The organism is Amycolatopsis sp. GA6-003 (assembly GCF_046267895.1).
Taxonomy (GTDB): Bacteria; Actinomycetota; Actinomycetes; order Mycobacteriales; family Pseudonocardiaceae; genus Amycolatopsis.
Genome location: NZ_CP176499.1, coordinates 2,920,676 through 2,945,163 on the forward strand (window position 1 = coordinate 2,920,676; position 24,488 = coordinate 2,945,163).

Genomic DNA, 24,488 nt, shown 5'->3' on the forward strand with positions numbered 1-24,488 from the left:
CGGCCTGGCGGGCGGTCAGAAAGCAGCCAGTCCGTCCGGGGTCCCGTTTCCGGTCGGGCCGTCGTATCCCGGCACGCCGGTGCACAGGTAATCGCCGCCGCATTCCTCGAATTGGGCGTTGTTTCCGCCGACCACGTCGTTGAGTTTCCCGGAGTACAGCCGCGAGGCGTCCGGATACTGGCCGTGGTGCCCGGCGAGCGCGATGACTCCGGCGATGAACGGCGCGGACGCGCTGGTGCCGCCGATTGCCGCCCAGCCGCGCAGGATTGCCGTTTCGTAGACCGCGGGTCCGGTGGCGGGATCGGCTACCGCGGCGACGTCGGCGACGGTCCGGCCGGGGCAGTTCGGGTCCTTCTGCCACGCCGGTTTCGCCACCCAGGCCGAACATCCGCTCGACGCGCCCTGCCACACCGATTCGGTCCAGCCGCGCGCGTTGTCCGCTTTGGACAGCGACGTGCCGCCGACCGCGATGACGCTCGAGTACACCGCGGGGAAATTCGGGGTGGCGAACCCGCCGTCCCCGCTCGACGCGACGATCGCGACGCCGGGATGGCGGTAGTGCCCGGCAAGCTCGGCGGACCGGCGGCTTTCCGGCGCGCCGTAGCTGTTCGACACGATCGTCGCGCCGAGTTTCACCGCGGTGTCCACCGAGGTGCCGAGCGCTTCGAAGGACGCGTCGTCTCCTTCCACCAGCAGGATTCTGCACTCCGAGCAGGCGGCGGAGGCCAGGTCCAGATCCAGCGCGATCTCCACCTGCCAGCCGCCCCGCCGCGGCGGGAGCGGAGCGGTCTGGCCCCGCTGGTTGACCTTGCGGAAGCAGCCGTTCGCCGTGGTGCAGGGCGGGAGACCGTAGGTTTGTCGATATACCGCCAGATCCGCTTCGGCGGTCGGGGCGTCGCCGGCGTCGACGATGGCGATGGTTTCGCTCGCGCCGCCGGTCCCGGGCAGCCGGTAGGCGGAACGCAGATCAGCCGGGCTATATCCGTTGGCGCGCAAGGAAGCGCGACTGTCCACTTTGGCGTAACAGCGGGCGAATCCCGGTGCGGCGGGGCCGCAGATGTCGCGTGAGGCGGCGGACGCGACGGACGGGACGAACGCGGCGAGGAGAAGCAACACGGCCAGAATGCGTTTCATCGCTCGGCCTTCCCGACGGTGTAGGCGTTGCTGATCGTCTGCGTGATCGCGTGGCCCGCCAGATCTCGCGCAGTCACCTTCAGCGACGGCGAGATTCCGGCCGGCGGATTCCGCCATACCGCCACGTATTCGCCGAACAGCCCGAAGACCTGCGCGGGCTGCCAGGTGGCTCCGTTGTCCGCGGACACCGAAACCGTCGCGGAGGTGATCGGCGAATGCGATCCGGCACCGCTGTACGCGGCGTGGCCGACATGCAGTTCGAGCACCTGAAGCGGCGAAGACGACGTCGTGGAGAGATCCGCGTCCAGGTGGTAGTCGACAGTCAGCGCGCCCATGATCCGGCACGGCCGCGTCCGATCGCTGGCCAGGCACCGATGCGGGGCCGGCAGCGAGGCGTCCGGCCCCGAGGGGTCGTACCGCATCGTCAGCTCGGTCCGCAGTTTTCCGGCTTGGCTGACGCCGGGCATCGCCGTCCGGTCGACGTCCAGCACGCCGCGGAAAGTGGCCGGCGTCTCCGGCACGTCGAGGGTCAGCCCGTAGGCGTCCCCGTCGAACACCTGCTTCTCGTCCCGGTACAAGGAGAAATGCGTCTTCGGGATCAAGGACAACGGGATCGCGGTGTGGTCCGGCACGCTGTCGCGCAGCACCTGGATGGCGACCGAGACCGTGCCGCCCGCGTAGCAGACCTCGCACAGCCTGCCTTGGGCCCACTGCCCGAGACCGGCGGTCAGCGGACCGCGCGACCAGTCGACGGTCGTGGTGCTGCCCGGCCGGTAGACGCGCGGATCGGCGGTCATGAGCATCCGCGTCGAGCCCGTTTGCTCGTACTGCACCCAGTTCCCGGTGTGCGCGGTGCCGAGATAGTCGGTGAGCACGCCGGGAGCCGGGACGAAGAAGCCGAACGCGCCGAGCCCGTGCCGCTCGATCACCGGGTCCACCGGGCCGTTCTCGATCGCGACCGGCATCGCGTCGGCGGGGTCGGCGTACAGCCGGTCCCGGACCGTCGCGAGTTCGCTCTCCTTGGCGGAAAACGACTGGTCCTCGGCGATGCCCTCGCTGGCGAACGAGAGATCGACGCGGTACCGGTCCTCGGGCTGGGGCGCTTTGCCGCCCCATTGCACGACGTAGTGCAGCACGCCCTGAGCCGGTTTCGGAACCGGCCGCACGTACTGCTTGACCGTGCCGCCCGCGACGCCGGCGGCGAATCCGCGGCCGGTCGCGTCCTCGCGGTAGAAGCTGGTCACGAGCAGGTCCTGCTCGGCCGCCTTGGGCGCGGTCACCGTGATCTCGGCGGTCGCGTGCTTCTCTTCCACCGTCAACGTCTGCACGCCGGGCGAGTCCTCGACGACGAACCCCTCGACCCACGAAGTCCGCGCGGCGGTCAGTTTCCCGGTCTCGTCGAAGTCGGAGAAGCTGGCGGACGCGGCGTAATGCCCCCGGGGAACCGCGATCCGGGCGACGCCGTCGACCTCGACCTGCCGCGTCAGCCTGGCCGCGGAATCAGTGTCGACCAGCGACACCAGGCCGTTGACCGAGCGGCCGCGCAGATCGGCGAGGCGGAGTTCGAGAATCTTCATCGGGTACTGCGGCCGTGCTTCGCCGGGCGCGCCGGCCAGCCGGATTTTCGCGGGCAGGACGCTGCTGCCCGGCGGACGTCCGGCGGCGGTGTCGGCGGCGATGCGCCGATGCAGTTCAGCGGTGAATTCCGCCGGGTTTTCGAGGTAGCCGGTCGCGGTGTTCCCGGCGGCCGAGACGAGCGTGATGCCGGGCAGCGCCGACGGGGCCGTCCCGGCGGGGAAGGTCAAATCCAGCGGGATTTTCCCGGGCTTTTCCCGGGCGAGCGCGGTGACGTCGAACAGCGATTTGTCCAGCTGTCCGAGAAAGGGAACAGCGTCGGCCGGAATGACATAACGGTCGCCGCCGTCGGTTTGATACGACTGGAAAGCGGTGCGCGGCGGCGACGAAAAGGCGTAATCCGTACCGCCGTTCGCGCCAGGGAAGACCGTGAGCCGGTCCCCCGTCGGCAAGGCGACTTCGCGGGCCTGCGCCGCCCATTCCGCGAAGGGCGAGACCGCGGCGACAGCGGGCGGCGCCAGCACCGCGGAACCGCTCAGCACCAGCACAGCCGACGCGAGTGCGCAGCGTTTTCCGGAAACCCGTCCTCTCATGCCCGATGCTCCTCTCCAGCATGCGGCCGAGCAGGATTTTCAGGACGGTTTCCGACGATGGACCGAGCCAATTGACCCCGTCAACGAAAAACGCGGGTTCTGTCCCGGAGGGCACTGAGCGAGCCCGTCCGGAGCACTGCGGGAAGGTCCTAGAACGCCATCGCTTGCGCGCGCCGCTTGACCTCGGTGCCGTGGCTGGTGCGCAGCGCGTTGATCGGCGTGCTGCCCGGGAGCGTGTCGTCGGCGGTGAAGAGCCAGCGCAGCATCTCGGTGCGGCTGAACCCGGAGTCGGCGAGCACGGTGATGGTGCCGGCCAGCCCCTTGACGATGCCGTCCTTCACGAAGAAGTCGGCGGGCACGCAGAGTTCGCCGTCGCGCCGGACGGCGATCAGCTCGCCGTCCCGCAGCATCTGGCGCACCTTGTTGGCCGAGACGCCCAATGCGGCCGCCACCTCCGGCAACGGCTTGACCGCGACCGCGGCGTCGAGGATGTCGTCGGCGACAGGAATCCCACTCACACGTGACACTGTGCCACATTCCCCCGTCCGGCCCGCTGGTACGCACGGGTGACCCGCCCCGGCACGCGCGGCCTTCCGTACGATTGCCCACCGTGACGCGCACCCAGCCCAGCCTCGTCGGCGCCCTGCTCGAACGCCGGTACCGCGTTGACCAGCTGCTGGCCAGGGGCGGGATGTCGGCCGTCTACCGGGGCCTCGACACCCGCCTCGACCGGGCGGTGGCGATCAAGATCATGGACCCGCGGTTCGCCGACGACCGGTCGTTCGTCGACCGGTTCGTGCGCGAAGCGCGTTCGGCCGCCCAGCTGCATCACCCGAACGTGGTGGCCGTGCACGACCAGGGCTTCGACGCCCCGGCCGGCCAGGACACCGGGCTCGCCTTCCTGGTGATGGAGCTGGTCGACGGCGGCACGCTGCGCGACCTGCTGGACGAGCAGGGCCAGCTGGACGTCTCGCTCGCGCTGAGCGTCGCGGAGCCGGTGCTGGCCGCGCTGGCCGCCGCGCACGCCGCGGGGCTGGTGCACCGCGACGTCAAGCCCGAGAACGTGCTCATCGGCCGCAGCGGGCAGCTGGCCGGCGGCGTGGTCAAGGTCGGCGACTTCGGCCTGGTCCGCGCGGTGGCCAGCGCGGGCACCACGAGTTCGAGCGTCATCCTCGGCACCGTGGGCTACCTGGCCCCGGAACAGGTCGCCACCGGCGACACCACGGCCCGCAGCGACGTCTACTCGGCGGGCATCCTGCTGTACGAGATGCTCACCGGCCGGCTGCCCTACACCGGCGACACCGCGATCTCGGTCGCCTACCGGCACGTGAACGACGACGTCCCGCGGCCGAGCGAGCTGCGGCCGGACCTGCCGCCGGTGCTCGACGACCTGATCCTGCGCGCCACCCGCCGCGATCCCGACCAGCGCCCGGCCGACGCGGGCGAGTTCCTCGCGCGGCTGCAGGCCGCGCGCGCCGAGCTGGGACTGCAGCCGGTCGCGGTGCCGGTGCCCCCGCCGCCGGACGGCGACCGGATCTCCGACGTAGAACGCACCCTGCCGAACATCCCGGCCGTCCAGCAGCACGTTCCGGCGGACCAGCAGACCATGCCGGTCTCCGGCCCTCGCGGCACGCGCGCCATGACCCGCGCCGTGCCCGTCGCGCCTCCCCCGGCCGGACCGCCGCCCGCCGCGCCCGCCACCGCGTCCGACGAGCCGCGGAAACCGCGCGACAAGCGCAAGCTGATCGCGCTGGCGGTCGCCGGGGTGCTCGTGCTCGGCGGCCTGATCGGCGCGTTCGCGTTCATCCTCAGCGATTCCAAGGTCACGACCACGACGGTGCCGAAGCTCGCCGGGCTGACCCAGGCCGAGGCGGGCGACCAGCTGCGCGCGGCGAAGCTGAACCCGCGCTACAGCCAGGAGTTCGACAACACCGTCGAAGCCAACAAGGTGATCAGGGTGGATCCGGCCCCGGGCACCAAGCTCGACCAGGAGGCCACCGTGTCCGTGGTGGTCTCGAAGGGCAAGCCGAAGGTGCCGGAAATCCGCGTCGGCTCCTCGCTCGACGCGGCCACGAAGGCGATCCAGGAGCAGAAGCTGACCCTCGTCCAGGGCACGCCGGAGTACAGCGACACCGCGCCCCAGGGCACGGTCGTGAGCGTGAGCCCGGCGGCGGGCACCCCGCTGGACGTGGGCGGCCAGGTCACGCTGGTGCTGTCCAAGGGCCAGGAACCGCTTCCGCCGGTCCCGGACGTCACCGGACGGGCCAAGGACGAGGCGTTCCAGATCCTCCGGCAGGCCGGGTTCCAGCCGCAGGACGGCGGCGAGGAGTTCTCGCAGAACGTGCCCGCGGGCACGGTCACCCGCACCGACCCGGGCCCTGGCCAGCCGGGGACCAAGAAGGTCAAGGTCTGGGTCTCGAACGCGGTGCAGGTCCCGGACGTCCGGTACCGCCCGTTCGACCAGGCCGCGCAGCAGCTCAAGGAGGCCGGGCTCGAGGTCGACCGCAAGGGCGGCGACGGGAACGGCCACGGGCACGGCGGCTTCGACTTCGTCCTGCAGCAGGACCCGGCCCCCGGCTCGTTCGTGCCCAAGGGCACCAAGGTCAAGATCCGGGGGTTCGGCGGATGATCGGCAGCCGCGGGCGGGTGACCGGCACCGTCGGGCCGGGACTGATCGGCGAGGTGCTGCTGAGCGTCCGCGGCGGAACCGAGGCCTTCTACGCCTATCCGGCCGAACCGGAGACGACGTTCGCCGTGGGCACTCCGGTCCTGGTGGTCGATTTCGAGCCCCCGCGCACGGTCTACGTGGAAAGGTGGCAACCGTTGCGCGCTTGAGGCGCCGTCGCGGTGCTGGCGGCGCTTGAGCGCCGTTCCAGCTGACTACGGAAAGTGCGGCGAGGGCGATGCAAATCTGGGTCATCGCGGTGATCGCGGTCGTGGCCGTGATCCTGCTGTTCGGGCTTCTGCGGATCCTCTACAAGGTGGCGGAGCCGAACGAGGCGCTCATCATCTCCGGCTGGGGCGTCCGGGTCGAGCGCAGCGAGACCGCCGACAGCCTCGGGTTCAAGATCGTCACCGGACGCGGCGTGAACGTGCTGCCCGGCTTCCAGACCGCGCGCCGGCTGTCGCTGGACACCCGGGGCGTGAACCTGCAGGTCTCGTGCGTGACGAAACAGGGTCTTCCGGTGACCGTGCGAGCGGTCGTGATCTACAAGGTCGGCGACGATTTCGCCTCGATCGCGAACGCCGCCCGCCGGTTCCTCGACCAGCAGAAGGGCATGAACGACACCATCCACGAGCTGTTCTCCGGGCATCTGCGCTCGATCGTGGGCGGGCTGACCATCGAGGAGATGATCCACAACCGCGACGCGCTGACCGGCGAGGTCCGCCAGTCGTCGGCCACCGAGATGATCAAGCTCGGGCTGATCGTGGACTCGCTGCAGATCCAGGAGATCGACGACGAGTCCGGCTACATCGTCAACCTCGGCAAACCGCACGCGGCCGCGATCGCCGCCGCCGCGCGGATCGCCGAGGCGCAGCGCGACCAGGAAGCCACCGAGGCCGAGCAGATCGCGGCGGCGCGCAAGGCGGGCGCGATCCGGGAGAGCCAGATCCAGCAGGCCGGGTACCAGGCCGAGGTGGACCAGGCCAAGGCGAAGGCGAGCCAGTCCGGTCCGCTGGCCGAGGCGACCGCGCGCCAGGAGGTCGTGGTCCAGGAGACCCGGGCCGCCGAACTCGAGGCGGCGCTGTCCGAGCAGCGGCTGCAGTCGCAGGTCCGCAAACCGGCCGACGCGAAGGCGTACGAAACGCGCACCACGGCCGACGCGGAACGCGACGCGCAAATCGCCCGCGCGCAAGCACAGGCGAAGGAAACCGAGCTGCGGGCGGGCGCGGACGCGACCCGGGTCAAGACCGCGGCGGAGGCCGAAGCGCAGGCCACGAAGGCGCGCGCGGAAGCCAGCGCGAGCGCGACGAAGGCCACTGGCGAGGCCGAAGCGGCGGCGGCCAAGGCCAAGGGGCTCGCGGACGCCGAAGCGGCGAAAGCCAAGGGTCTGGCCGAAGCCGAAGCAGCGAAGGCGAAGGGGCTCGCCGAGGCCGAGTCGATCAAGGCGCGCGCGGCTGCACTGGCGGAGAACCAGGAGGCTGTGGTAGCACAACAGCTGGCCGAGCGCTGGCCGGAAATCGTCGAAGCCGGCGCGCAGGCCTTCGGCAATGTCGACCACATGGTGGTCCTGAACGGCGCGGACGGGATGTCGGACATGTTCACCAAGGCGCTTTCCCTCGGCGGCACGGGCCTCGGCCTCGCCCGCCAGCTGATGGACGCCATGGGGACCAAGCAGCCCGATTCCGCGGCTCGCGAGGACTGATGAGCTTCTTCACGGACGGTCCTCGCGAGCGACCCGTGTTCCCGGTCCGGGAGCGGGAGCTGTTCGGCTACGAGGGCCGTCCGTGGACCGGTCCGCCGGCCGACCACATCGTGCCCGCGCTCGTGCCGTGGCCGACGCCGCTGGGCCGCTCCGAGCGCACCATCGTGGCGCTGCGCGCGGTCGAGGTGTGGCCGGAGGCGATGACGCTGCGGATCGCGGTGTACTCGCGCGACCGGATGGACGGCGCGCCGCTGATCGGCCACCGGCGGATCCCGGACTACAACTCGCTGCTGGTCGGCGTGCTGTTCCCGGACGGCGGCCGGGCCAGTTCCGAAACCGTTTCGGTGCCGAGCGCGGGCGAACCGCACGAACCGGTGCTGCGCGTCGAGGAAGGCAGCGGGTCGGACTTCCACTACGAGCATCCGGTGTTCGTGTGGCCGCTGCCCAGCGCCGGTCCGCTGAAGGTGATCGTGCAGTGGCTCGACCGCGAGATCCCGGAAACGCACACCAAACTCGACGGCGGACGGCTGCGCGCCGCGGCGCTCGAAGCCGGCGAACTGTGGCCCGGGCTGCCGAAGCGGCCGGGCAACGGCGTCGCGCTGCGTCAGATCGCCGCGGAGGTGCACGAGTCCGCCGGGCCTGGCCTGCCGCAGCGGCGCCGTGCCCCAGGAGAGTGAAATTCCGGGGAATTAGCGTCCGGGAAACATAACGGCCGTCCGCCGGTCACACCCGAGTAGTGTCGTGACTTTCGCCCTCGACATTCGCCCTCGACGCCGGACGCTGGAAGGTGGACCATGGCGCCTGTCCCGCTCAGCTCGCTCGATGTCGCTTTTCTTTGCCTTTCCAGGGAAACCGCGCCGATGCAGATGGGTGCGGCACTGGTGTTCGCGCCGGACGCGCCGATCGACCCGGACCGGCTGACCGCGCTGCTCGCGCGGCGCGCGGCGAATATTCGGCCGCTGCGCCGGAAAGTCCGCGCCCGGCTGTTCCCGCCCGGTTCCGCGGCCTGGGTGGACGACCCGGATTTCCAGGCGGTGAAACACATTCGGCACCACCGGCTGACCACCCTGTACGATCCGGACCCGCTGCCGGAGTTCGCGGCGAAGTGGCTCGCCGAACCGCTCGACCCGCACCGTCCGTTGTGGGAACTCGCTGTGGTGACGGGTTTTCCGGACGGAAGCTTCGCGGTGTTGCTCAAGCTGCACCACGCGCTCACCGACGGAGCGGGCGCGTACGCCGTCACGGTAGGACTCCTAGACGGATTGCCGCTTCCGGAGCCCGCACCGGCGGTTCCGCGGCCGCGCACGCCGCTTGACGCGGCGCGGGATGTGGTGGAGACAGCGGGAATCGCGTCGTCGGTAGTCCGGGCGGCCCGTCCGCCGTGCCTCCCGTTCGCCGCACCCGCCACCGCCGGACGACGCCTCGGTTTCGCCCGGCTGGCCTCGGCTGATCTTCGCCGGATCCGGCGAACGCACGGCGGGACCACGAACGACGTGGTCCTCGCGGTGCTTTCGGGTGCGTTGCGCGAATGGCTGATCAATCGCGGCATTCGCGCGACGGGACGGTCGGTGCGCGCGCTGATTCCCGTGAGCGTGCGCGGGAGGGCGGCCGAGCAATGGGGCGGGAACAAGCTTTCCGGTTATTTGTGCGATCTTCCGATCGGAACGGACGATCCGGTGCGACGGCTGGCCGAGGTGCGCGCGGCGATGACGCGCAACAAGGCTGCCGGGCCTTCTCGCGGGGCCGGTGCTTTTCCGTTGCTGGCCGACCGGATGCCCGCCGTGCTGCACCGGCTCGGGACGCGAACGGCCGGGCTGGCCGCGCCGCTGCTGTTCGATCTGGTGGTGACGACCGTGCCGGTTCCGCCCGCCCGGTACGCGCTCGGCGGCGCGCCGCTGACCGAGGTCTACCCGTTCGTGCCGCTCGCGCCGCACCAAGCGGTGGGCATCGCGGTCGCGCACTGGCAGAACAATGTCCACATCGGACTGCAAGCGAACGCGGACGCCGTGGCAGACCTCGGGTCGCTGCGAGACGCCGTCGCCAAATCGACGGCCGAACTGCTGGACGCCTCGTGAGCACCCGACCGGCACCCACGAGACGGAAGATCAGCCGCGCAGCATCTCCGCAACCAGGAACGCCAGCTCCAGCGACTGCTGGGTGTTGAGCCGGGGGTCACAGGCGGTCTCGTCCACGATGCGCGCGTGCCGCCGGGCATCGCGGTCGCGCACTGGCAGAACAATGTCCACATCGGACTACAAGCGAACGCGGACGCCGTGACCGACCTCGGGTCGCTGCGAGACGCCGTCGCCAAATCCGCGGCCGAACTGCTGGACGCCTCGTGAGCACCCAACCGGCACCCACGAGGCGGAAGATCAGCCGCGCAACATCTCCGCGACCAGGAACGCCAGCTCCAGCGACTGCTGGGTGTTGAGCCGGGGATCGCAGGCGGTCTCGTAACGGCCGGACAGGTCGATGTCGGAGATTTCCTGCGCCCCGCCCAGGCATTCCGTGACGTCCTCGCCGGTCAGCTCGACATGGATGCCGCCCGGGTAGGTGCCGAGCTTGCGATGCACCTCGAAGAAACCCTGCACCTCGTCCACGATGCGGTCGAAGTGCCGGGTCTTGTAGCCGGTGGACGATTCGTGCGTGTTGCCGTGCATCGGGTCGCACTGCCAGATGACCTTGTGCCCGGACGCTTCGACCTTCTCCACGATCGCCGGCAGCACCTCGCGGACCTTGCCGTTGCCCATCCGGGAGATCAGCGTGAGCCGGCCCGGTTCGCTGCGCGGGTCGAGCCGCTCGACGTATTCCAGCGCCTGCTCGGGCGTGGTGGTCGGGCCGATCTTGAGCCCGATCGGGTTCGCCAGCAGTTCGGCGAACGCGATGTGCGCGCCGTCGAGCTGCCGGGTGCGCTCGCCGATCCAGAGGAAGTGCGAGGACAGGTTGTACAGCTTCGGGTTCGCCGCGTCGGCCTGGTCCAGCCGGAGCATCGCGCGCTCGTAGTCGAGCAGCAGCGCCTCGTGGCTGGCGAAGATCTCGGTGTACTGCAGCGAGGTGTCGGTGACGCCGCAGGCGTTCATGAACCGCAGGCCGCGGTCGATCTCGGCGGCCAGCGCCTCGTACCGCTCCCCCGCCGGCGACGAGGACACGAAGTCCTTGTTCCAGTCGTGCACCTGGTGCAGGTCGGCCATGCCGGCCCCGGTGAGCGCGCGGACCAGGTTCATCGCCGCGCCGGCGTTCGCGTACGCGCGGATCATCCGGCCCGGGTCCGGCACCCGCAGCTCCGGCTTGGCGACGAGCGAGTTGATGATGTCGCCGCGGTAGACCGGAAGGCCGAGCGCGTCGGTGCCGGACGAGCGCGGCTTCGCGTACTGGCCCGCGATCCGGCCGACCTTCACCACCGGCAGGCTGGCCCCGTAGGTGAGCACCACGGCCATCTGCAGCAGCGTGCGCAGGTTCGCCCGGATGTGCGGTTCGGTGTTGGACTCGAACGTTTCCGCGCAGTCGCCGCCCTGCAGCAGGAACGCCTCCCCGCGGGCCACCATGGCGAGCCGGCTCTTCAACCGGTCGATCTCGGCGGGCACGGTGATCGGCGGCACGCTCTCCAGCACGCCGCGCACCCGCTTGGCCAGCGCGGCGTCCGGCCACTCCGGCTGCTGCGCGGCGGGCAGCGACAAAGCGGTGTCGAGGCGGTCCCGCAGCTCAGGAGGCAACGGCGGCAGCTCGGGGAGAGTGTCTACGGGAACGTCGACTGTCCAGTTCACGCGTCTCAGGATAGGGTCTGCCGCTCAAGCCGGAGCCGGTGGGCGGCGAGGGTCACGCGTCCGGGGCGTCTTGGCGGTAGAGGGCCCCGAACCGGTCGGCCACGTCGAGGAGACCGGCCAGTTCGTCCGTGTCCAGTGCGGGGACGATGACGGACCAGTGGTCGAGGGCGACCGCTTCGGCGAGGATCCGGCGGCGTTCGCCCGGCGGGGCGGCGGCGGAGATTTCGACCAGGAGCCGGGCGCGGTCCTCCGCGGATTCGACCAGCCGGGCCCGGGCGAGCGCGCGGGGCAGGTCGTGCCGGGCGAGTTCCGGCAGGAACGCCAGGGTGAGCCGTTCGCGTTCCTGCTCGTTCCCGACGCTCTCGAGCACGGTTTCGGCCTGGCCGAGATGCCCGGCCGCGGCCAGGCCCCGGACGAGAACCCGCCGGGCCTGGACCACGTCGCGCTCGTCCAGGTATCCGCACAGCTCGAGAGCCGCGGAGGCCTCTCCCCGGGCCGCCAGGTTCGCCATCGCGTCCTCGATCGCGAAGCCGAGGTTGGCCTCCTCCGGGCGGGCGGCCACCAGCCGCACCAGCTCAGCGGGTTCGCCCACGGCCGCGAGCATCACGATGGCCGCGCGCGATTCGTTCCAGCCGGACCCGTCCGGGGGCGCCTCCTTCACCCGGCTCCGGACGTAGTCCGCGATCCGGGCCAGCCCGGCGCGGTCGCCCTCGGCGCGGAGCCGGCGGGCGAGCAGGGTCACGGGTTCTCGCATCGCCGACCAGAACTCGACGCCGCGGATCAGCTTCTCGGCGATCCGCGGATCCCCCCTTTCGGCGAGCAGGCTCGCCAGCGACCTGATTTCGGCCAGCCCTTGCAGCTCCGACTGCACCAGCGGAGCCAGCAGCTCCGCCCGGCGCACGTCTCCGGCCGCGACGACAGTTTTGCTCAGCGCGCTGATCGCCGCCGCCGCGCGCGGGTCGTCGACCGGACGGCGGGTCAGCGCTTCCGCCCGCTCCGCCGCCTGCCGCGCGCGGGCGCGATCCCCCGCCGCCAGCAGAGCGTCCGCCAGGATCACGAACCGGTCCGCCTCGGCTCCCAGGTCGAAGGACGACCGGCGGGCGGCGGGGTACTGGGCGGTCCAGTGGAAGGCTTGGCCGGCCTCGCCCGCGGCTGCCAGCGCCCGGACGAACCGGGTGGTCGCTTCGCGCCGCGCGAAGGGGTTGGCCATCGAATCCAGCACCGCGGGGACCTCCCCCAGCCTGCCGGTCCCGGCCAGGAACTCGATCAGGACCGGCACGAACGTGTACTCGCGGTCCTCCGCGCGGAGTCTCGCGCCGACAGCTCCCGCCGGGTCGTCCGACGCGGCCAATTCGGCGATGAGGTCGAGGCGGAACAGCACTCCGGCGGAACTGTTCTCCCGCGCGAGAGCTCGGGCGCGGTCGGCTTCGCCGCGCCGGACGAGCCGATCCGCCAGCTCGTCGAAGATCTCGTGGCGGCGCAGTTCGTGCGTCACGGCGCCGGCCAGTTCGACGGCCGCGTCCAGGTCTTCGACCGCCCGGACCGCCAGTTCGCCGAGCGTCCGGTCCCGGAGGTCTTCCCCGGAAATCTCCCCGGCCAGCTGCCCGGCCCGGGAGAAGTCCGGTTCGGCGACGGCGGCGATCCGCCGGCGCTGATCCGCGCTCACCCGGTCCGCGATCCGCGCGGCGGCCGCGGAGTCTCCGCGGTGCACCAGCGCCACCGCGGTTTCGGCGAGCACGGAGTCGCGCAGCTCGGGGTCGTGTTCGTCGTCGGCCAGCCGCTCGGCTCGCTCGGCCTGTCCGGCGCGGGCCAGCTCACCGGCGAGTTCGAGCAGTGCTCGCGTGCGCGACCGCGGATCGGTCATGGCCTGCGCCAGCGCCACGGCGTGGTCGAACTGCCCCAGCGCGGCCCATACCGCGGGCAGGCGGACCGGCGTGATCTTGTTGCGGTCGCGGAAGTTGTCGCGGTACGTGTCGAGGGTGATCAACCGGACCAGGTCGGGTTCGGCGGACGCGAGCAAGGCCGTGCGGGCGGCCTCCAGCTCTCCCATCGCGGCCAGATCGCCGCCGGAAACGTCGAGCAGGCGTTCGTGCCTCGCCGGGTCTCCGGCAAGGTCCACGAGGGTCGCCACGTCGCCGCTCTCCTGGACGAGCCGAAAGTAGCCGCGGAGCAGGAATTGGGGAGTGCCCGGCGGCCAGCCCGCCGACCGGTATCCGGCGGCCCATTCGTCGATCGCCTCGCGGTAACGGGACAGTTCGGCGCCGAAGGCTTCGACGGCCTCGCGGTGCAGGTTCTCGTGGCCCAGCAGGAAAACCGCCGGGGCTTCGCGGGGCCGCCAATGCGCCGGGCGGCGGGTGAACGACCGGCTGGCCACGCTGTTCAGGACCCGTTCGACGTCGCGCGGGCGGCGCTGAGTCAGCTGCGCCAGGTCGTCGCTGCTGAGTCCGCCGCGAGCCGCGACCAGGAAGCCCAGCAGGTCCTCTTGGTCTTGGAGCAGCGCGTCGAGTTCGCGCTCCATGTCGGCCTTCGCCGCGACGGCCGCGGGCGAAGGCGCCAGGAGGCGCTCGATGCCGGGCGCCCGCAGCGGATGATCACTGCGTACATCGGGCGGGACGTCCGGGTTCAGGCGGCTCGCGACGATCACGCGCAGGCCGTTTTCGGGGAACGGCAGCAGCGCGGCGATGCTGTGCCCGCCGGAACTCGCGCCGCGGTCCTCGTCCAGGCCGTCGACCACCAGCACCAGGCGCTCGCCGCGATTCCGGCAGTGCGCGGCGGCTTCGGCGAAGACCGCGTTGAGGTTTCGCGCTTCGGGATCCTTCGCCGCGCCTAGGACTTCGGCCAGTTGCTCCTGGACGACGTCCACGAAGGCCTCGCGGGTGTCGTCGCCGAGCGAGCGCGCAGTGACGAAGAACGACACCACCCGGACTCCCTCGGGCGGCGAGAGCACGAACGAGGCCATCAGGGCGGACTTGCCCGTCCAAGGAGCCGCGCGCCACCACGCGTACGCGGGAGCGCCGTCCGGAGCGGTGCAGAACCGGGCCAGTTCGGCCAGTTCCGTCTCGCGGCCGACGAGGTGTTCCGGAGCCACCTGGCGGACCCATTGCCGGTAGCGGGACCGGGCGGGCGACCCCGCGTGGACGACGACCGACTCGGCGTGGCCGATCTGCACGACCTTGCCCGTCACCGGACCCAGGACCTGGTTCGTGATCCGCTCGTCCACCTGGAGACCCCCTCCGACAGCTCAGCTTCTCACGAACCGGGTCGGCTTGGCCGGAAGCCGACCCTGGCGGCACCGGACAGCGTCGCTGCCGAACCTGCTTGCCCGCCGGGGGGACTGCCCGGTCAGCACGGGAAAGAAACGGGCCCCGGCGCGCCGTTGCGCCGGGGCCCGAGCCAGGGGGGATCACACCACCGCGAGCGGCAACGCGGTCGGGTGCACCGGAGCCGGAAGGTCCGAAGCACCGGTCAGGAAGGTGTCCACCGCGGCCGCCACCGAGCGGCCTTCGGCGATGGCCCACACGACCAGCGACGCGCCTCGATGGGCGTCGCCGCAGACGAAGACTCCGGGGGTTTCCGTCTGCCAGTCCGAACCGCACGACAGGGTGCCGCGGCGGTTCAGGGTCAGGTCCAGGCCCTCCAGCAGCGGCATTTCCTCGACGCCTTCGAAGCCGATCGCCAGCAGGACCAGGTCCGCGGGCAGCGTTTCGACCTCTTCGGTGACCGGGATGACCTCGCGGCGGCCGGTTTCCGGATCCTTCCGCACGCGGACTTCCTGCAGTTCCACGGCTTTGACGTGCCCGTTGCCGTCGTCGACGAAGCGCTTCACGGCCACCGCGAACTTCCGCTCGCCCGCTTCCTCGTGCGCCGGGTAGGTGCGCAGGATGTACGGCCACGTCGGCCACGGCGACCGCTCGTCGTCGCGGGTCTGCGGCGGCATCGGGTACTGGTCGAGCTGGGTGACCGACAGCGCGCCCTGCCGGGTGGCGGTGCCGTAGGAGTCCGCGCCGGTGTCGCCGCCGCCGATGATCACGACGTGCTTGCCGTTCGCGTCGACCGGGGACGGGCCGTCGCCCTCCACGAACTTGTTGGCCGGCACCAGGTGTTCCATCGCCAGGTGGATGCCGTCGAGCGAGCGGCCCGGCGTCGTGCGGTCGTCCCGCCCGCGCAGGGCGCCGACGGCGAGCACCACCGCGTCGTACTGCGCGCGCAGGTCCTCCACCGACAGGTCGACGCCGACCTCGCAGCCGGTGACGAACTTCGTGCCCTCCTTGCGCAGCTGCGCGAGCCGCCGGTCGAGGACCTTCTTCTCCATTTTGAACTCGGGAATGCCGTACCGCAGCAGGCCGCCGAGCCGGTCGTCCCGTTCGAACACGGTGACCTCGTGGCCCGCGCGGGTCAGCTGCTGCGCGGCGGCGAGCCCGGCCGGACCGGAGCCGACGACGGCCACCTTGCGGCCCGAGGACACCTCGGACACCTGCGGCTGCACGTATCCGGCTTCCCACGACTGCGCCGCGATCGTCTCCTCGACGCGCTTGATCGCCACCGGTCCGCCGGACAGCGGCGAGATCGACAGCACGCAGCCCGCCTCGCACGGAGCCGGGCACAGCTTCCCGGTGAACTCCGGGAAATTGTTGGTGGCGTGCAAGCGATCGCTGGCCGCCGCCCAGTCGCCGCGGCGGACGAGGTCGTTCCACTCCGGGATCAGATTGCCCAGCGGACAGCCGGAACCGCCGGAATGGCAGAACGGGATGCCGCAGTCCATGCACCGCGACGCCTGCGTGCGCACCTGCTCGTTGCGCTCCTCCGGCGGCACGTCCGCGTAGACCTCGCCCCACGAGGAAAGCCTTTCCTCGTAAGACTTCTTCTTCGGTTCCTGCCGTTCGTACTTGAGAAAACCGGTGGGGTCAGCCACGAGCCGCCTCCGTGTTCTGCGGGATACCCGCGCCCAGCCGGCACTCGTAGCCGCGGCTCCGCCCATTGTCAGCCACGAGCTGCCTCCATGATCGCTTCGTCGACGTCGCGGCCGGCCGCACGCGCTGCCTTCGCCGCATCGAGGACCCGCTGGTAGTCGCGCGGCATCACCTTGGTGAACGCCGCCGCGCGCCGGGTCCAGTCGCCCAGGAGCGACGCGGCCACGGCCGAGCGGGTGAGGTCGTGGTGCTTCTGCACGATCTGCTTGAGCCAGGCCAGATCCTCGGCGTCCGGCGGAAGCAGGTCCACCATGTCCTGGTTGACCTTCGCCCGGTCCAGGTCGAGCACGAACGCGCTGCCGCCGGACATCCCGGCCGCCAGGTTCCGCCCGGTCGGGCCGAGCACCACCGCGCGGCCGCCGGTCATGTACTCGAACGCGTGGTCGCCCACGCCCTCGGCCACGACCGTCGCGCCGGAGTTGCGGACGCAGAACCGTTCGCCGACCTGGCCGCGCAGGAACATCTCGCCGGACGTCGCGCCGTAGGCCAGCGTGTTGCCCGCGATCGTCTGCTGTTCGGCGGCGAAGCTCGCGGACGGGTGCGGGCGGACCACGATCCGGCCGCCGGACAGGCCCTTGCCGACGTAGTCGTTGGCGTCGCCGACCATGTCCAGCGTGATGCCGCGCGGGAGGAACGCGCCGAGCGACTGCCCGGCCGACCCGGTGAGCCGCACGTGGATCGTGTCGTCCGGCAGGCCCTCGCCGCCGTAGCGGCGGGTGATCTCCGAGCCCAGCAGCGTGCCGACGGTGCGGTTCACGTTGCGTACCGGCAGTTCCAGGCGCACCGGATGTGCGTCCTCCAGCGCCGCCTCGGCGAGCTGGATGAGCGTGCGGTCGAGCGCGTGCTGCAGGCCGTGGTCCTGTTCGCGCACCCGCCGCTTCGCCCCGCCGTACGGCGTTTCGGCGGGCATCTCGAAGATCGGGCCGAGGTCGAGCCCCGAGGCCTTCCAGTGCCGCACTGCCTCGTCGGTGTCGAGCATCTCGGCGTGCCCGATCGCCTCGTCGAGGGTACGGAATCCCAGCTGGGCCAGGGTTTCCCGCACTTCCTCGGCGACGAACTCGAAGTACCGCACCACGTGGTCGGCCTGTCCGGTGTAGCGCTTGCGCAGCTCCGGGCTCTGCGTGGCGACGCCGACCGGGCACGTGTCGAGGTGGCAGACGCGCATCATGATGCAACCCGCCACGACGAGCGGCGCGGTCGCGAAGCCGTATTCCTCGGCGCCGAGCAGCGCCGCGATGACGACGTCGCGGCCGGTCTTCATCGCGCCGTCCACCTGCACCGTGATCCGGTCGCGCAAACCGTTGAGCAGCAACGTCTGCTGCGTTTCGGCGAGCCCGATCTCCCACGGCGTCCCGGCGTGCTTGAGCGAGTTCATCGGCGACGCGCCGGTTCCGCCGTCGTGCCCGGAAATCAGCACGACGTCCGCGTGCGCCTTGGACACGCCCGCCGCGACCGTGCCGACGCCCAGCGAGGACACCAGCTTCACGTGGATGCGGGCCTTCTCGTTGGCGTTCTTGAGGTCGTGGATCAGCTGCGCCAGGTCCTCGATGGAGTAGATGTCGTGGTGCGGCGGCGGCGAAATCAGCCCGACGCCCGGCGTCGAATGCCGGGTGCGCGCGATCCACGGGTACACCTTGTTCGGCGGCAGCTGCCCGCCTTCGCCCGGTTTCGCGCCCTGCGCCATCTTGATCTGGATGTCGTCGGCGTTGACGAGGTACTCGCTGGTGACGCCGAACCGGCCGGACGCGACCTGCTTGATCGCGCTGCGCCGCTGCGGGTCGTACAGCCGCTCCGGGTCCTCGCCGCCCTCGCCGGTGTTGGACCGGCCGCCGATGCGGTTCATCGCGATGGCGAGGGTTTCGTGCGCCTCGGCCGAAATCGAGCCGTACGACATCGCCCCGGTGTTGAACCGGCGCAGGATCGCCGACGCGGGCTCGACCTCGTCCAGCGGGATCGGCTCGCGCGCGCCCTCGCGGAACTTGAACAGCCCGCGCAGCGTGCCGCCCTCGCGGTAGAGCCGGTGCACCTCTTCGGTGTACTTGCGGTAGACCTCGTCGCGTCCGGTCTTCGACGCGTGCTGCAGCAGGAACACCGTCTCCGGCGTGAACAGGTGCAGCTCGCCCTCGCGGCGGTACGCGTACTCGCCGCCGGTGTCGAGCCCGCGGTGGACCCGGTCGGTCGGGTTGTCCGGGTACGCCCGGCGGTGCCGCACCGCGACCTCTTCGGCGAGCACGTCCAGCCCGACGCCGCCGAGCTTCGACGACGTCCCGGTGAAGTACTCGTCGAGCAGTTCCTGGCTCAGGCCAAGGGCTTCGAACACCTGCGCCGCGGTGTACGCGCCGACTGTCGAGATGCCCATTTTGGACATGATCTTCAGGACGCCCTTGACGAGCGCCTGCACGTAGCTGCGGATCGCCTTCGCCGGCTCGATGCCGGTGATCGCGCCCTGGCTGATCATGTCTTCGATGGTTTCGAAGGCAAGGTACGGGTTCACCGCCGCCGCGCCGTAGCCGAGCAGCAGCGCGATGTGGTGCACCTCGCGGGCGTCGCCGGTCTCCACGACCAGCGCGACGCGCAGCCGCTCCTTGGTGCGCACCAGGTGGTGGTGCACCGCGGAAACCAGCAGCAGCGACGGGATCGGCGCCATCCGGTGGTCGGAATCGCGGTCGGACAGCACCAGCGTGCGCGCGCCCGCCGCGATCGCCTCGGACGCGTCGCGGCGCACCCGCTCGAGCGCCGCCGCCAGCGCGTCCGCCCCGCCGTCCACTTCGTACAGTCCGGAAAGGACGCTGCAGGCGAAACCGGGCAGGTCGCCGTCGTCGTTGATGTGGATGAGCTTGGCCAGCTCGTCGTTGTCGATCACCGGGTACGGCAGGTTCAGGTGCCGGCACGACGCGGGCCCGGGCGCGAGCAGATTGCGCTCCGGTCCCATGATCCGGCTCATCGACGTGACCAGCTCCTCGCGGATCGCGTCCAGCGGCGGATTGGTCACCTGCGCGAAGTTCTGCTTGAAGTAGTCGTACAGCAGCCGCGACCGCTTGGAGAGCACGGCGACCGGGGTGTCCGACCCCATCGACCCGATCGGCTCGGCCCCGTTGGCGGCCATCGGCGCGAGCAGGATCTTCAGTTCTTCTTCGGTGTAGCCGAAAGCGAGCTGGCGGCGCAGCACCGAATCGTGGCTCTGCACCACGTGGTCGCGGTCGGGCAGCTCGGCGATCTTCAGCAGCCCGGCGTGCAGCCAGTCGCTGTAGGCCTGTTTGCGCGCGAGCGCGGACTTGACCTCTTCGTCGTCCACGATCCGGCCCGCCGCGGTGTCCACGAGGAACATCCGGCCCGGCCGCAGCCTGCCCTTCGCGACGACGTTTTCCGGTGCCACGTCGAGGACTCCGGCCTCGCTGGCCAGCACCACGCGGTCGTCGGCGGTGCGCCACCAGCGCGCCGGGCGCAGGCCGTTGCGGTCGAGCACCGCGCCGACGAGCGTGCCGTCGGTGAAGGTGACGCACGCCGGACCGTCCCACGGTTCCATCAGGCTGGCGTGGAACTGGTAGAAAGCACGCCGTTCCGGATCCATCGTGGGATGGTTTTCCCACGCCTCCGGGATCATCATCAGCACCGCGTGCGGCAGCGAGCGGCCGGCGAGGTGGAGCAGCTCCAGCACCTCGTCGAAGGACGCCGAGTCCGACGCGTCGGCCGAGCAGATCGGGTACAGCCGCGAAAGATCGCCCGGGAGCACGTCGGATTCGAGCAGCGCTTCCCGGGCGCGCATGCGGTTGCGGTTGCCGCGGATCGTGTTGATCTCGCCGTTGTGCGCCACGAACCGGAACGGGTGCGCGAGCGGCCACGACGGGAAAGTGTTGGTGGAGAACCGGGAGTGCACGAGCGCGATCGCGCTGGTGAGCCGGGAATCGCGCAGATCGGGGAAGAACCGGGGCAGCTGCTCGGGCGTGAGCATGCCTTTGTAGACGATCGTGCGCGCCGACAGCGACGGGAAGTACGTGCCGCAGCCGGACGCGAGGCTTTCGTGCTCGACGCGCTTGCGCAGGCAGAAGGCCAGCCGGTCCAGCTCAAGGCCGGTTTCGCCGTGCGGGGACGACACGAACAGCATCGCGAAGTGCGGCATCACCGAACGCGCGGTCGGGCCGATTTCCGCGCCGTCGGTGTCCACCGGGACCTCGCGCCAGCCGAGGACGGCGAGCCCTTCTTCGGCGGCGATCCGTTCGGTGAGGCCGATCGCCTTGCGGCGCTGCTCGTCGTCGGCGGGCAGGAACGCGATCCCGGCGGCGTAGGCGCCGCGGCCGGGCAACGGGAAGCCCGCCTCGGCGCGCAGCAGTTCGTCGGGCAGCTGCAGGAGAATCCCGGCGCCGTCGCCGCTCGTCGGCTCGGCTCCCGCGGCGCCGCGGTGGTCGAGGTTCGTGAGCGCGGCGAGACCGTCGGTGACGATGCCGTGCGTGCGGCGGCCCTGGACGTCGGCGACCATGGCGACGCCGCAGGAATCCTGCTCGGTGTCCGGGTCGTACAGACCCTGCTTGCCGGGGATGGCGGAGAAGATCATGGAAAAGGGACCTCCTTCGTCGTTTCGTGCGGTGGCCGGCGAACCGGCCGCGGGGAGCGCACGGGACGACGATGGCCCGCTTGTTAGCGCGACTTTAACACCTGGGAAACACCCCAGCAGCGCCTCGGAGCTCCCCGAACGGGGAAGAACGGTAACGATCCGGCAGCGCGGAACGACATAGTTCCGGATGGATTCCCGATGCTTCGGTCCGCGAAGCATAAGCCCCCGGGCGGCCCGGCGCACCCCTCGCGTGACGAAGTCGATGCGCCCGCTTCGTCCCCTTCGCCCGATCTCCCCAGGTAATCGCACCAATTTCCGGGAACCGCCCACACTCGGTGACCGTCGGTTGCCATAGTGTTCGGCAACCGAATAGCTCACGGGGAGGGCGGTTTCTTTCATGTCCGGCATAGAAGTCGACGTCGAGACGATGAACCAGTACGCCGAGGTGCTCGACAGCCTCCACGAGAAGATCAGCAAGATCAACGACTACATGCGCTCCACCGCGTGCGACACCTCCGGGTTCACCGGCCTGTTCGTGGTGCTGCAGCCGGTGGTGCAGCTGGTCGCGAACCTGTATGGCGGCACGCTCGACTTCGGACACTCGCGGCTCACCTCGCTGTCGGATGGGGTCAAGCAGGCGGCGCAGGCCTACGCGCGCCACGACGCCAATTCCGCGCAGCTGCTGCAGCAGTTCGTCGACCAGTTCGACGGCATCGACTCCGGCCGCGGCGCGGCCTGATGCGCATCCGCACCACACGGTTCTGACGAGGGGGAACAGACATGGCACGGCACGGCGGCGGACACGGCGGCGGCCACCACCCCGGGGGAACGGGGACGACGCATCCGCCGTCCCGCCCGGGCGGAAACCAGCCGCATCCCGGCAACCAGCCGCATCCGGGGAACCAGCCGCCTCCCGGCGGCAACCAGCCCGGTCATCCCGGCAACCAGCCGCCTCCGGGCGGAAACCAGCCCGGGCATCCGGGCGGCCAGCAGCCCGGCACCGGTCCGGGCGGACGCCGTCCGTCCGGAGGGGACGACCAGACGCATCCGAGCGGCACCGGCGGCAACTCCGGCGGGGACAACGGCAACGGCCGGGAGGGCCGCGACGGGCGCGACGGCCGAGACGGGCGGGATGGCCGAGATGGCCGAGACGGCGGCGAAGAAGGCGGCGACGGCCGGGGCCGCGACCGAGGCAACGAGGGCGGCGACGAAGGCGGCGGCCGGGGCGGCGACGAGGGCGGCTCCGGTGGCGAAGGCGGCGACGAAGGCGGCTCCGGCAGCGAGGGCGGCGAGGGCGGCGGCAACGGCGGAGAAGGCGGCACCGGCGCTTCGGGCGGCGAGCCCGGCGGGGTGCCCGGCAGCGCCGGGGAGTTCGACCGCGGCGATTCGATCGTCGAACTGCTGCAGCCGCCGGAAGACACCTCCGGCGACGACGTCCAGGCGCTGGTGAAGGACGCCGGCGTCGAGGTGATGGCCGTCGAGTGGGTGTATCAGAAGTTCACCGGCACCACGCTCACCCAGCAGTTCATCGAACCGCTCACCGGCGACTTCTCGAAGATGTCGGCCGACGCCGAGGCGTGGCGCAACATCTCCGAGGCGATGAAGGCCTTCTCCGAGGTGATGGTCGCCAACGAGAAGATCGTCAGCGATTCCTGGCACGGCATGGCTTCCTTGGAGCACAAGGCGTACGTGCAGGCCGGATGGCGGGCCGGGCTCGCCGCCGAGGCCGGGATCGCGTCGCTGATCGCCAAGGGCTTCGACCTGCTGTCGGACACGTCGAAGAAGCTCGCGGCCAAGGCGCTCGACCTGCTGAAGAGCCTGATCGACCGGCTGCTGGTGATGGCCGCCGAGGCGTGCGTCCCGATCGCGGGCTGGATCGCCGACGCGATCACCGCGCTGTCCGAGCTGATCCCGCTGATCAACGCGCTGATCTCGATCATCGAGATGATCCAGGACATCATCACGCGGGTCCAGGACATCTGGAACTCGATCAAGGACATCGGGTCGCAGCTGCAGAAGATCAAGGACGTCGGCAGCATCGGGGATCTGGTCGACATCGCGAAGAACATCGGCGGCGACGTCGGCGACATCAAGGACAACGCCAAGGGCATCGGCCAGGACGCCAAGGACGCCGTGCAGGCGGGCAAGGACGGCGTCAACGAGTCGCGCGAGGCGCACGCGGAGAACCGGCGCTCGCGCGAAGGCGGCGACGACGAAGGCGACCGGACTTCCGGCGACACCGGCGACCGCCGCTCCGGCGACGAACGCGACCGTTCGCCGGGGGACGGCGAACGCGGGCAGGGCCAGCGGTCCCAGCCGGACGGTCCGCAGCACCAGCCCCCGCAGAACCAGCAGAACCACCAGCCGCCGCAGCAGCCCAGCCATCCGCCGCAGCAGCCGAGCCACCCGCCCGCGAACCATCCGCCGTCCCATCCGCCCCGTCGCTCGGCGAGCGGCCGGATCCACGGCCGCATCGACTAAGGAGGAACTGCCGAGATGTCCCATCCCGTCACCGCGGACGATTCGTGGAAGACGCCGGAGCTGCGGGAGGCCGAGGCCGCGCTCGACCGGACGGTCCGCAAGTCCCAGCAGCTGCTGAAGGACCTGGAGAAGATCAAGCTCCGCCCGCTGCCCAAAACCGACACTCCGGAGCGGGTCGAGGCGATCAAGCGGGCCGCCTCGCGTCCGGACGCCCCCGCGCAGCTGCGGCTGATCAAGCGGAAGGTCGACGCGGGCGAATTCTCCTGGGAGGACGTCGCCGCGGGCCGGGCCTTCGCCGACCCCGAGGTCCGCGCGCTCGCCGACGAGAAACTCAGCGAGGCCAAGGAGATCCTCCAGGAACTGGAGGAGGGCCAGAGCCCCGAGGAAATCCTCGAGGCCCGCACCGGCGGGGCCGGGAACCCGTTGGCGGACACCGGACGGGCGACCTATCCGGACTCGCCGGACAAGCCCGCCGGCTTCTCCGCCGCGGACCCGCTGGCGAGCAGCTCCCGGCCGCTGCCCCCGCCGCCGCCCGCTCCGGAGCCCGACGAGTACTCGAACGACAATCCGCTCGCCGACCGGACGCCGCCTCCCCCGCCCGCTCCGCCGCGCGAGGAACCGCCCGCTCCTCCCGCGCCGCCGCGGCATCGCGCCCCGGAACCCGAGCCGGAGGACGATTTCGCCGATCCCCTCGCCGACCGGGGCGACCGGCCGAAGCGGTCCGCACCGCAGCCGCCGCCCTCGTCCGGTCGCCGTACCCGGCGACCGGACCCCGGCGATGACGACGACTACTTCGGCGGTTCCTTCCTCGGCTGAAGCCCGCGGAAGTCCGTGAAGGGAAATCTGTCCCGCAGAGGGTGTTGCGGAACCCGGTGATCGCCTCGGTGGGTCGACTGCGGTAGCCGACGTGGTGTGATGATCATCGGGCCGGGTGTGCGTCTAGCGGGTGCGTCCGCGGCGGTGCAGGACCGCCCCGTAGCCCGCCGGATCCTGACCGGGATCCGGCGGGCGTAGACATCAACGACTAACCACCCAGGTTCCGCAACACCCTC

16 protein-coding genes and 1 pseudogene are annotated in these 24,488 nt (G+C 71.0%); 9 read left to right on the forward strand and 8 right to left on the reverse strand.

The window, feature by feature from the left end:
• Window positions 1–15: 15 nt before the first annotated feature.
• The 3 genes from F9C12_RS12635 to F9C12_RS12645 form a co-directional block, all read right to left on the reverse strand.
• A complete protein-coding gene (locus tag F9C12_RS12635; RefSeq protein WP_409465993.1) occupies window positions 16–1,134 on the reverse strand; it encodes a S8 family serine peptidase in 1,119 nt (372 codons plus the stop codon).
• Window positions 1,131–3,302: a hypothetical protein gene (locus F9C12_RS12640; RefSeq protein ID WP_409465994.1), complete on the reverse strand. Its 2,172-nt coding sequence runs from the start codon at window positions 3,300–3,302 to the stop codon at window positions 1,131–1,133. The genes F9C12_RS12635 and F9C12_RS12640 overlap by 4 nt, the downstream gene beginning before the upstream one ends.
• A gap of 149 nt (window positions 3,303–3,451) precedes the next feature.
• Window positions 3,452–3,820: an Rv2175c family DNA-binding protein gene (locus tag F9C12_RS12645; RefSeq protein ID WP_409182184.1), complete on the reverse strand. Its 369-nt coding sequence runs from the start codon at window positions 3,818–3,820 to the stop codon at window positions 3,452–3,454.
• 92 nt (window positions 3,821–3,912) lie between these two features.
• Here F9C12_RS12645 and pknB point away from each other — a divergent pair, with 92 nt between their 5' ends.
• The 5 genes from pknB (at window position 3,913) to F9C12_RS12670 (ending at window position 9,744) form a co-directional block, all read left to right on the forward strand.
• Window positions 3,913–5,931, forward strand: a complete 2,019-nt coding sequence (gene pknB / locus F9C12_RS12650; protein ID WP_409465995.1) for a Stk1 family PASTA domain-containing Ser/Thr kinase — start codon at window positions 3,913–3,915, stop codon at window positions 5,929–5,931.
• The gene (locus F9C12_RS12655; RefSeq protein WP_409182186.1) at window positions 5,928–6,137 is read left to right on the forward strand and encodes a hypothetical protein; all 210 of its coding nucleotides are present in this window, start codon (window positions 5,928–5,930) and stop codon (window positions 6,135–6,137) included. The genes pknB and F9C12_RS12655 overlap by 4 nt, the downstream gene beginning before the upstream one ends.
• A 68-nt stretch (window positions 6,138–6,205) precedes the next feature.
• On the forward strand, window positions 6,206–7,669 hold the full coding sequence (locus F9C12_RS12660; RefSeq protein WP_409182187.1) for an SPFH domain-containing protein: 1,464 nt from the start codon (window positions 6,206–6,208) through the stop codon (window positions 7,667–7,669).
• Window positions 7,669–8,346, forward strand: a complete 678-nt coding sequence (locus tag F9C12_RS12665) for a hypothetical protein (RefSeq protein WP_409182188.1) — start codon at window positions 7,669–7,671, stop codon at window positions 8,344–8,346. Before F9C12_RS12660 ends, F9C12_RS12665 begins: the two co-directional genes overlap by 1 nt.
• 183 nt (window positions 8,347–8,529) lie before the next feature.
• A complete protein-coding gene (locus F9C12_RS12670; protein ID WP_409466998.1) occupies window positions 8,530–9,744 on the forward strand; it encodes a wax ester/triacylglycerol synthase domain-containing protein in 1,215 nt (404 codons plus the stop codon).
• Window positions 9,745–9,774: 30 nt separating this feature from the next.
• Here F9C12_RS12670 and F9C12_RS12675 read toward each other — a convergent pair whose 3' ends face one another.
• Window positions 9,775–9,915, reverse strand: coding sequence for a 3-deoxy-7-phosphoheptulonate synthase (locus tag F9C12_RS12675; RefSeq protein WP_409465996.1), 141 nt, complete (start codon window positions 9,913–9,915; stop codon window positions 9,775–9,777).
• Between F9C12_RS12675 and F9C12_RS12680 the strand changes: the two are divergent.
• Window positions 9,880–10,011: pseudogene (locus tag F9C12_RS12680) on the forward strand (wax ester/triacylglycerol synthase family O-acyltransferase); the annotation flags it as partial. The gene F9C12_RS12675 and the pseudogene F9C12_RS12680 sit on opposite strands and share 36 nt — an antisense overlap.
• A 30-nt stretch (window positions 10,012–10,041) precedes the next feature.
• On the opposite strand, the gene F9C12_RS12685 reads toward F9C12_RS12680, so the two are convergent.
• The 4 genes from F9C12_RS12685 to gltB form a co-directional block, all read right to left on the reverse strand.
• The gene (locus F9C12_RS12685) at window positions 10,042–11,433 is read right to left on the reverse strand and encodes a class II 3-deoxy-7-phosphoheptulonate synthase (protein ID WP_409182190.1); all 1,392 of its coding nucleotides are present in this window, start codon (window positions 11,431–11,433) and stop codon (window positions 10,042–10,044) included.
• 52 nt (window positions 11,434–11,485) lie between these two features.
• The gene (locus F9C12_RS12690; RefSeq protein WP_409465997.1) at window positions 11,486–14,653 is read right to left on the reverse strand and encodes a hypothetical protein; all 3,168 of its coding nucleotides are present in this window, start codon (window positions 14,651–14,653) and stop codon (window positions 11,486–11,488) included.
• A 183-nt stretch (window positions 14,654–14,836) separates the two neighbouring features.
• Window positions 14,837–16,345, reverse strand: a complete 1,509-nt coding sequence (locus F9C12_RS12695) for a glutamate synthase subunit beta (RefSeq protein WP_409182192.1) — start codon at window positions 16,343–16,345, stop codon at window positions 14,837–14,839.
• 68 nt (window positions 16,346–16,413) lie between these two features.
• Window positions 16,414–20,955 (reverse strand): glutamate synthase large subunit, encoded by a 4,542-nt coding sequence (gene gltB, locus F9C12_RS12700; RefSeq protein ID WP_409465998.1) that lies wholly within the window; start codon window positions 20,953–20,955, stop codon window positions 16,414–16,416.
• Between the two features lie 397 nt (window positions 20,956–21,352).
• Here gltB and F9C12_RS12705 point away from each other — a divergent pair, with 397 nt between their 5' ends.
• Genes F9C12_RS12705 through F9C12_RS12715 form a run of 3 tightly spaced genes read left to right on the forward strand, consistent with a single transcriptional unit; the run spans window position 21,353 to window position 24,252 of the window.
• A complete protein-coding gene (locus tag F9C12_RS12705) occupies window positions 21,353–21,694 on the forward strand; it encodes a hypothetical protein (RefSeq protein WP_409465999.1) in 342 nt (113 codons plus the stop codon).
• Between the two features lie 41 nt (window positions 21,695–21,735).
• Window positions 21,736–23,436, forward strand: coding sequence for a hypothetical protein (locus tag F9C12_RS12710; protein WP_409466000.1), 1,701 nt, complete (start codon window positions 21,736–21,738; stop codon window positions 23,434–23,436).
• Window positions 23,437–23,451: 15 nt separating this feature from the next.
• Window positions 23,452–24,252 (forward strand): hypothetical protein, encoded by an 801-nt coding sequence (locus F9C12_RS12715; protein WP_409466001.1) that lies wholly within the window; start codon window positions 23,452–23,454, stop codon window positions 24,250–24,252.
• Window positions 24,253–24,488: the final 236 nt, after the last annotated feature.

Bases quoted from the DNA above. Each gene is read 5' to 3' on its own strand.
- F9C12_RS12655 (WP_409182186.1), top strand. From the start codon at position 5,928: ATGATCGGCAGCCGCGGGCGGGTGACCGGCACCGTCGGGCCGGGACTG.
- F9C12_RS12710 (WP_409466000.1), top strand. From the start codon at position 21,736: ATGGCACGGCACGGCGGCGGACACGGCGGCGGCCACCACCCCGGGGGA.
- F9C12_RS12635 (WP_409465993.1), bottom strand. From the start codon at position 1,134: ATGAAACGCATTCTGGCCGTGTTGCTTCTCCTCGCCGCGTTCGTCCCG.
- F9C12_RS12715 (WP_409466001.1), top strand. From the start codon at position 23,452: ATGTCCCATCCCGTCACCGCGGACGATTCGTGGAAGACGCCGGAGCTG.
- F9C12_RS12660 (WP_409182187.1), top strand. From the start codon at position 6,206: ATGCAAATCTGGGTCATCGCGGTGATCGCGGTCGTGGCCGTGATCCTG.
- gltB (WP_409465998.1), bottom strand. From the start codon at position 20,955: ATGATCTTCTCCGCCATCCCCGGCAAGCAGGGTCTGTACGACCCGGAC.
- F9C12_RS12705 (WP_409465999.1), top strand. From the start codon at position 21,353: ATGTCCGGCATAGAAGTCGACGTCGAGACGATGAACCAGTACGCCGAG.
- F9C12_RS12640 (WP_409465994.1), bottom strand. From the start codon at position 3,302: ATGAGAGGACGGGTTTCCGGAAAACGCTGCGCACTCGCGTCGGCTGTG.
- F9C12_RS12670 (WP_409466998.1), top strand. From the start codon at position 8,530: ATGCAGATGGGTGCGGCACTGGTGTTCGCGCCGGACGCGCCGATCGAC.
- F9C12_RS12665 (WP_409182188.1), top strand. From the start codon at position 7,669: ATGAGCTTCTTCACGGACGGTCCTCGCGAGCGACCCGTGTTCCCGGTC.